Source organism: Dietzia sp. UBA5065 (genome assembly GCA_002415925.1).
GTDB lineage: Bacteria > Actinomycetota > Actinomycetes > Mycobacteriales > Mycobacteriaceae > Dietzia.
The window spans coordinates 14,534-19,389 of the sequence record DIAZ01000038.1; the positions used below are offsets into that span (position 1 = coordinate 14,534).

At 70.8% G+C, this 4,856-nt stretch carries 7 protein-coding genes; 6 read left to right on the forward strand and 1 reads right to left on the reverse strand.

The annotated features are described in order from the left end of the window. From ettA to B4M60_RS02805, 6 genes are all read left to right on the forward strand, one after another. The coding region (ettA, locus tag B4M60_RS02780; RefSeq protein WP_291080071.1) for an energy-dependent translational throttle protein EttA at nt 1-1,112 on the forward strand (1,112 nt) is incomplete at its 5' end. 6 nt (nt 1,113-1,118) lie between these two features. After that, on the forward strand, nt 1,119-1,589 hold the full coding sequence (locus B4M60_RS02785) for an acyl-CoA thioesterase (protein WP_291080073.1): 471 nt from the start codon (nt 1,119-1,121) through the stop codon (nt 1,587-1,589). Then, nucleotides 1,586-2,047 (forward strand): acyl-CoA thioesterase, encoded by a 462-nt coding sequence (locus tag B4M60_RS02790; protein WP_291080075.1) that lies wholly within the window; start codon nt 1,586-1,588, stop codon nt 2,045-2,047. The genes B4M60_RS02785 and B4M60_RS02790 overlap by 4 nt, the downstream gene beginning before the upstream one ends. Then, a complete protein-coding gene (locus B4M60_RS02795; RefSeq protein WP_291080077.1) occupies nt 2,044-2,529 on the forward strand; it encodes an acyl-CoA thioesterase in 486 nt (161 codons plus the stop codon). The genes B4M60_RS02790 and B4M60_RS02795 overlap by 4 nt, the downstream gene beginning before the upstream one ends. Then, nucleotides 2,526-3,206, forward strand: a complete 681-nt coding sequence (locus B4M60_RS02800; protein ID WP_291080079.1) for a hypothetical protein — start codon at nt 2,526-2,528, stop codon at nt 3,204-3,206. Before B4M60_RS02795 ends, B4M60_RS02800 begins: the two co-directional genes overlap by 4 nt. After that, a complete protein-coding gene (locus B4M60_RS02805) occupies nt 3,203-4,393 on the forward strand; it encodes a site-specific DNA-methyltransferase (protein ID WP_291080081.1) in 1,191 nt (396 codons plus the stop codon). The genes B4M60_RS02800 and B4M60_RS02805 overlap by 4 nt, the downstream gene beginning before the upstream one ends. Here the strand turns inward: B4M60_RS02805 and B4M60_RS02810 are convergent. Next, a partial coding sequence (locus tag B4M60_RS02810; protein ID WP_291080083.1) for an SDR family NAD(P)-dependent oxidoreductase occupies nt 4,380-4,856 on the reverse strand: 477 nt, incomplete at its 5' end. The two genes, B4M60_RS02805 and B4M60_RS02810, sit on opposite strands and share 14 nt — an antisense overlap.

The window sequence follows — 4,856 nt, forward strand, 5'->3', positions numbered from 1 at the left end:
ACCACCTCGACGCCGAGTCGGTGCTGTGGCTCGAGCAGCACCTGGCCGCGTACCCGGGGGCCGTCCTGGCCGTGACCCACGATCGGTACTTCCTCGACCACGTGGCCCAGTGGATCTGCGAGGTGGACCGCGGCAAGCTCCACCCCTACGAGGGCAACTACTCCACCTACCTGGAGAAGAAGGCCGAGCGGCTGGAGGTCCAGGGCAAGAAGGACCAGAAGCTGCAGAAGCGCCTGCGGGCGGAGCTCGAGTGGGTGCGCTCCGGCGCCAAGGCCCGGCAGACCAAGTCCAAGGCCCGCCTGGCCAAGTACGAGGAGATGGCGGCCGAGGCGGAGAAGCACAGGAAGCTCGACTTCGAGGAGATCCAGATCCCCACCCCGCCCCGACTGGGCAACGTGGTGGTGGAGGTGGACGCGCTCGAGAAGGGCTTCGACGGGAGGGTCCTCATCAAGGACCTGTCCTTCACGCTGCCGCGCAACGGCATCGTCGGCGTGATCGGTCCCAACGGCGTCGGCAAGACCACGCTGTTCAAGACCATCGTGGGACTCGAGGAGCCGGACGCCGGGTCGGTGAAGGTCGGCGAGACGGTCAAGCTCAGCTATGTGGACCAGACCCGCGCGAACATCGATCCGGAGAAGTCGGTGTGGGAGGTGGTCTCCGAGGGCAACGACTTCATCGAGGTCGGCCAGAACGAGATGCCCTCGCGCGCCTACGTCAGCGCCTTCGGGTTCAAGGGTCCGGACCAGCAGAAGAAGGCCGGCGTGCTGTCCGGTGGTGAGCGCAACCGCCTCAACCTGGCGCTGACCCTCAAGGTGGGCGGCAACCTGATCCTGCTGGACGAGCCGACGAACGACCTCGACACCGAGACGCTCGGCAGCCTGGAGAACGCCCTCGAGGAGTTCCCCGGTTGTGCGGTGGTGATCTCCCACGACCGCTGGTTCCTCGACCGGACCTGCACCCACATCCTCGCGTGGGAGGGCAACGTCACCGAGGGCCAGTGGTACTGGTACGAGGGCAACTTCGAGGGCTACGAGCAGAACAAGGTCGAGCGGCTCGGCCCCGACGCCGCCCGCCCGCACCGGGTCACCCACCGCAAGCTCACCAGGGACTGACCGCAGATGGCCACACCGACCGGCCGGAGCGCCGACACCCGGACCGCGGACGACACCCCGGCGGGGGTCGTGCACCGGGTCCGGATCCCGTTGCGCATCTCCGACTTCGTGGGCATGCACGTCAACAACGTGCGGTTCCAGGAGTTCTCGCAGGACGCCCGCCTGATCTGGTTCCGCGAGAGGTTCGGCGTGCCGGGCTCCCGGGTGCCGATCGCGCTGGCGCGGTGGATGGAGATCGACTTCCGTCGCACCATCGGGATGGGGGTGGCCGAGGTGTGGGTGGACGTCGAGGTGCTCAAGGTGGGCCGAACCTCGTTTACCATGCGCACCTCGATCGGCTCCGAGCCGACGGGCCCCGGGCCGTGCGCGGTGGTCGACACCGTGTTGGTGGTGACCGCTGACGACGAGATCACGACCCTGGAGATCACCCCCGAGGAGCGCGCCGCGCTGCTCGGTGACCGGGAGGAGGCGGTATGAGTTCACGAGGCGGCGCGGTGGACCGCGGCACCTTCCGCTGCACCCTGCAGGTGCGGTGGGCGGACTTCGACCAGTACGGGCACGTCAACAACGTCAAGTACATCGAGTACGCGCAGGAGGCGCGGATCCTCTTCATCCGCAGCCGGTTCGGCCCGTTCGGCCTCGGCAACCTCCCGCAGGTCGTGAGGCGCGTGGAGATCGACCACCTCCGTCCCGTGCTCCGCGACTCGACGTCCGTGGACGTGGAGATCGAGGTCGAGCACGTGGGGACCACCTCGTATCAGATCCGGCAGACCATCTTCGACGCGGCGGGCGAGGTCTGTGCCGCGCTGCGCGTGGTGATGGTGGCGTACGACGCATCCACCTCCACGGCGGTCGAGATCCCGTTGGGGGTGCGGAACGTGCTGGACGCCGCCCACCACCGCACGGCGATCACCGACCACGGGTCAACCGGGTGACCGGACGGTTGGTGCTGGAGACCGGTGGCCCGCTCGGGGTGTCGGGCGAGCCGGGGCGACGCGTGTTCACGGCCGCGATCCCGGTCCGCTGGTCCGACCAGGATCTCTACCACCACGTCAATCACGCGCGGATGATCACCCTCATCGAGGAGGCCCGGATCCCGTGGCTCTTCGAGGAGGGCACACCCACGCTCACCCTCGCCGCCGGCGCGGTCATGACCGACCTCGCGGTGAGGTACCGCGGCCAGATCAAGTACGCCGACGGGCCGATCCGGATCCGCATGTGGTGCGAGAAGGTCGGTGGGGCCATGTTCGTGGCGCGCCACGAGGTCCGCGGGCGCACCACCCCGGACTCGGCGCCCCCCGCCGTCGACTGCACGGCGACGATCGCCGCGTTCGATCTCGCGACCCAGCGCCCTCGGCGGTTCACCCGGGCCGAACGCGACCACCTGCTGGGGTACCGCCACGAGGATCCGACGTGACCCTGCCCGGGGCCGGCGGGGAGATGCTCGCGGTGCCCGAGCCCGCGGACCGCGACGACCTGCGCACTCTCCTGCGGCGCCTGGTGCGGCTGGACGAGGCGACGGTCGTTCGGCTGACCGGCGGCGACGTCGGCCGGATGCGGGTGTGGGCGCGGACGCCGTTCGGCGCGCTGGTGGTCCGCGGGCTGGGTGGGTACTGCCCCGGAGGCGACGTGGTGTGCGGTGCCGACCATCTGCTCACAGAACTCGACCTGCTTCCCCGCGGCGACGCTGAGGGGCGACTCGACCCGGGGATGCCCCTCACCTCGTCCTGGCAGGGACTGCTCCCGCCGGCCGACGGGTTCCAGCCCGTGGAGGACGTCCCGGCGCAGGTCCTGCTCGACCTCACCGAATCCGGCCGCGACGCCGCCCGGGAGAACGCGGGTCCGGCCGGGTTGCCACCGTCGTTGCTCGACCAGGTGGCGCTCACCGTCCGCGCGGAGAGCCCGAACCCGGTGGGCGTGGACATGCGGACCGTGTTCTCGCTGGTGATGTGCGGCTTCGTGCCGGCCAGGGCGGGACGGGCACCGGAGGGCGAGCCGGTCCGGGTGAGCGAACGCGGCGCGTGGCTCCGGCTGGACGCCCGCTACGGCACGGCGTTCCGGCGCACCGACTCGCTGACGCTCGACCCGCGATGACGTCGCCGGGGTTCTCGGTCTCCTGGCCCGGGAGGGGCGAGCCGGAGGTCCCGGGGGAGCAGGGGCCCGCGCCGAGGCTGGTCGAGGTGGTCCGCGACGCGGACGGGCGGGCGTCCGGAGCGGTGCTCGACGGGGACGGGGCCCGGATCGCGGAGGCCTCGGCCGCCCTCGAGGAGGTCGGTCTGGGGCCGACCGGGGCCGCGCAGTTGGTCTACCTCGACCCGCCCTTCAACCGGGGCGGCCGCTTCGACGGGTACCACGACAACATGCCGCGTCTGACGTGGCTGAGCTACATCGAGGCGCGGCTGGTGGTGGCGCGCGACCTCCTCGCGGACACGGGGACCGTCTGGGTCCACCTGGACGATGCCGAGGCCCACCGGGTCCGGTGCGTGCTCGACGAGGTCTTTGGAACGGATGCCTTCATCGCCGATCTCACCGTGGAGAGCAACCCCAAGGGGCGCCAGCTCGACAGGTTCTTCGCCGGGTCCCACGACCGGCTCATGGTCTACGCGCGTGACCCCGGCAGGGTGCGCCTGGCCGGTGGCGTCGCGTCCGCGGTGGACCCCGCAGACTTCCCGCACGTGGGGGAGGACGGGATCAACTTCCGGCTGCTGCCGCTGCGCAACACCAACAAGCGGTTCAACCCGCGCACCACGCCGACCATGACCTACCCGCTCTACGGGGACCCGGGCAGCGGCGCCGTCTCGGTGGATCCCGCGCCCGGCCTGTCCGAGATCCTGCCGGTGTTCGGCGACCTCACCCCCGCGGTGTGGCGGTGGTCCCGGGCCCGGGCCACCGAGAGGGTGGACGAGCTGGTCTGCCGGACGGTCCGGGGCAGGTCGGGTCCGCGGGTCGACGTGTACCAGCGCGACCGGCACGAGGCGGGCCGGATCAAGAAGCTGAAGTCCATCTGGCTGGCCCAGGAGGTGGGGTCGACCGACACGGCCCGGGCGGAGTTGCGGAACGCGGGGGTCGACGGGTTCCGTACCCCCAAGCCGGAGGCGCTGATGCGGCGGATCGTGGAACTGGCGACCGGACCGGACGACCTCGTGGTGGACCTGTTCGCCGGATCCGGGACCACCGCGGTGGCGGCCCACGCGCTGGGGCGCCGGTGGGTGGTGGTGGAGCGCAATCCCGAGACGATCCGGGAGGTCCTCGTTCCCCGGTTGCGGGCTACCGGAGCATGACGCTGCCGCCGTCCACCATGAGCGTCTGCCCGGTCATGTAGGAGGCGTCCTCCGAGGCCAGGAACACCGCCACGCGGCCGATGTCGGACTCCGGGTCGCCGAACCGGCGCATCGGGGTGCCGGCGAGCAACCGCTTCTCGATGCCGGGGTTGGCCTCGATGTAGTTCTCCACGCCCTCGGTCAGCGCGAGCGGCGAGATGATGTTGACGTTGATGCCGTCCAGGGCCCACTCGTTGGCCGCGACTCGGCTGATGCCCCGGATCGCCTCTTTGGCGGCGGCGTACGAACCCTGAGTGGGGTGGCCGTTGATCCCGGCTCCGGAGGCGAAGTTGATCACCGAACCCCCACGCTCGGCCAGGTGGGCGTGGGCGGCCTTCATCAGCCAGAAGGTGGGGTAGAAGCCGGTGCCGAACGACAGGTCCAGCATCTCCTGCGTGGTCTCCAGCAGGGGCGCCTGGCGAGA

Excerpts from the sequence above, each read along its gene's own strand:
- B4M60_RS02785 (WP_291080073.1), top strand. The coding sequence starts at position 1,119 with ATGGCCACACCGACCGGCCGGAGCGCCGACACCCGGACCGCGGACGAC.
- B4M60_RS02790 (WP_291080075.1), top strand. The coding sequence starts at position 1,586 with ATGAGTTCACGAGGCGGCGCGGTGGACCGCGGCACCTTCCGCTGCACC.
- B4M60_RS02805 (WP_291080081.1), top strand. The coding sequence starts at position 3,203 with ATGACGTCGCCGGGGTTCTCGGTCTCCTGGCCCGGGAGGGGCGAGCCG.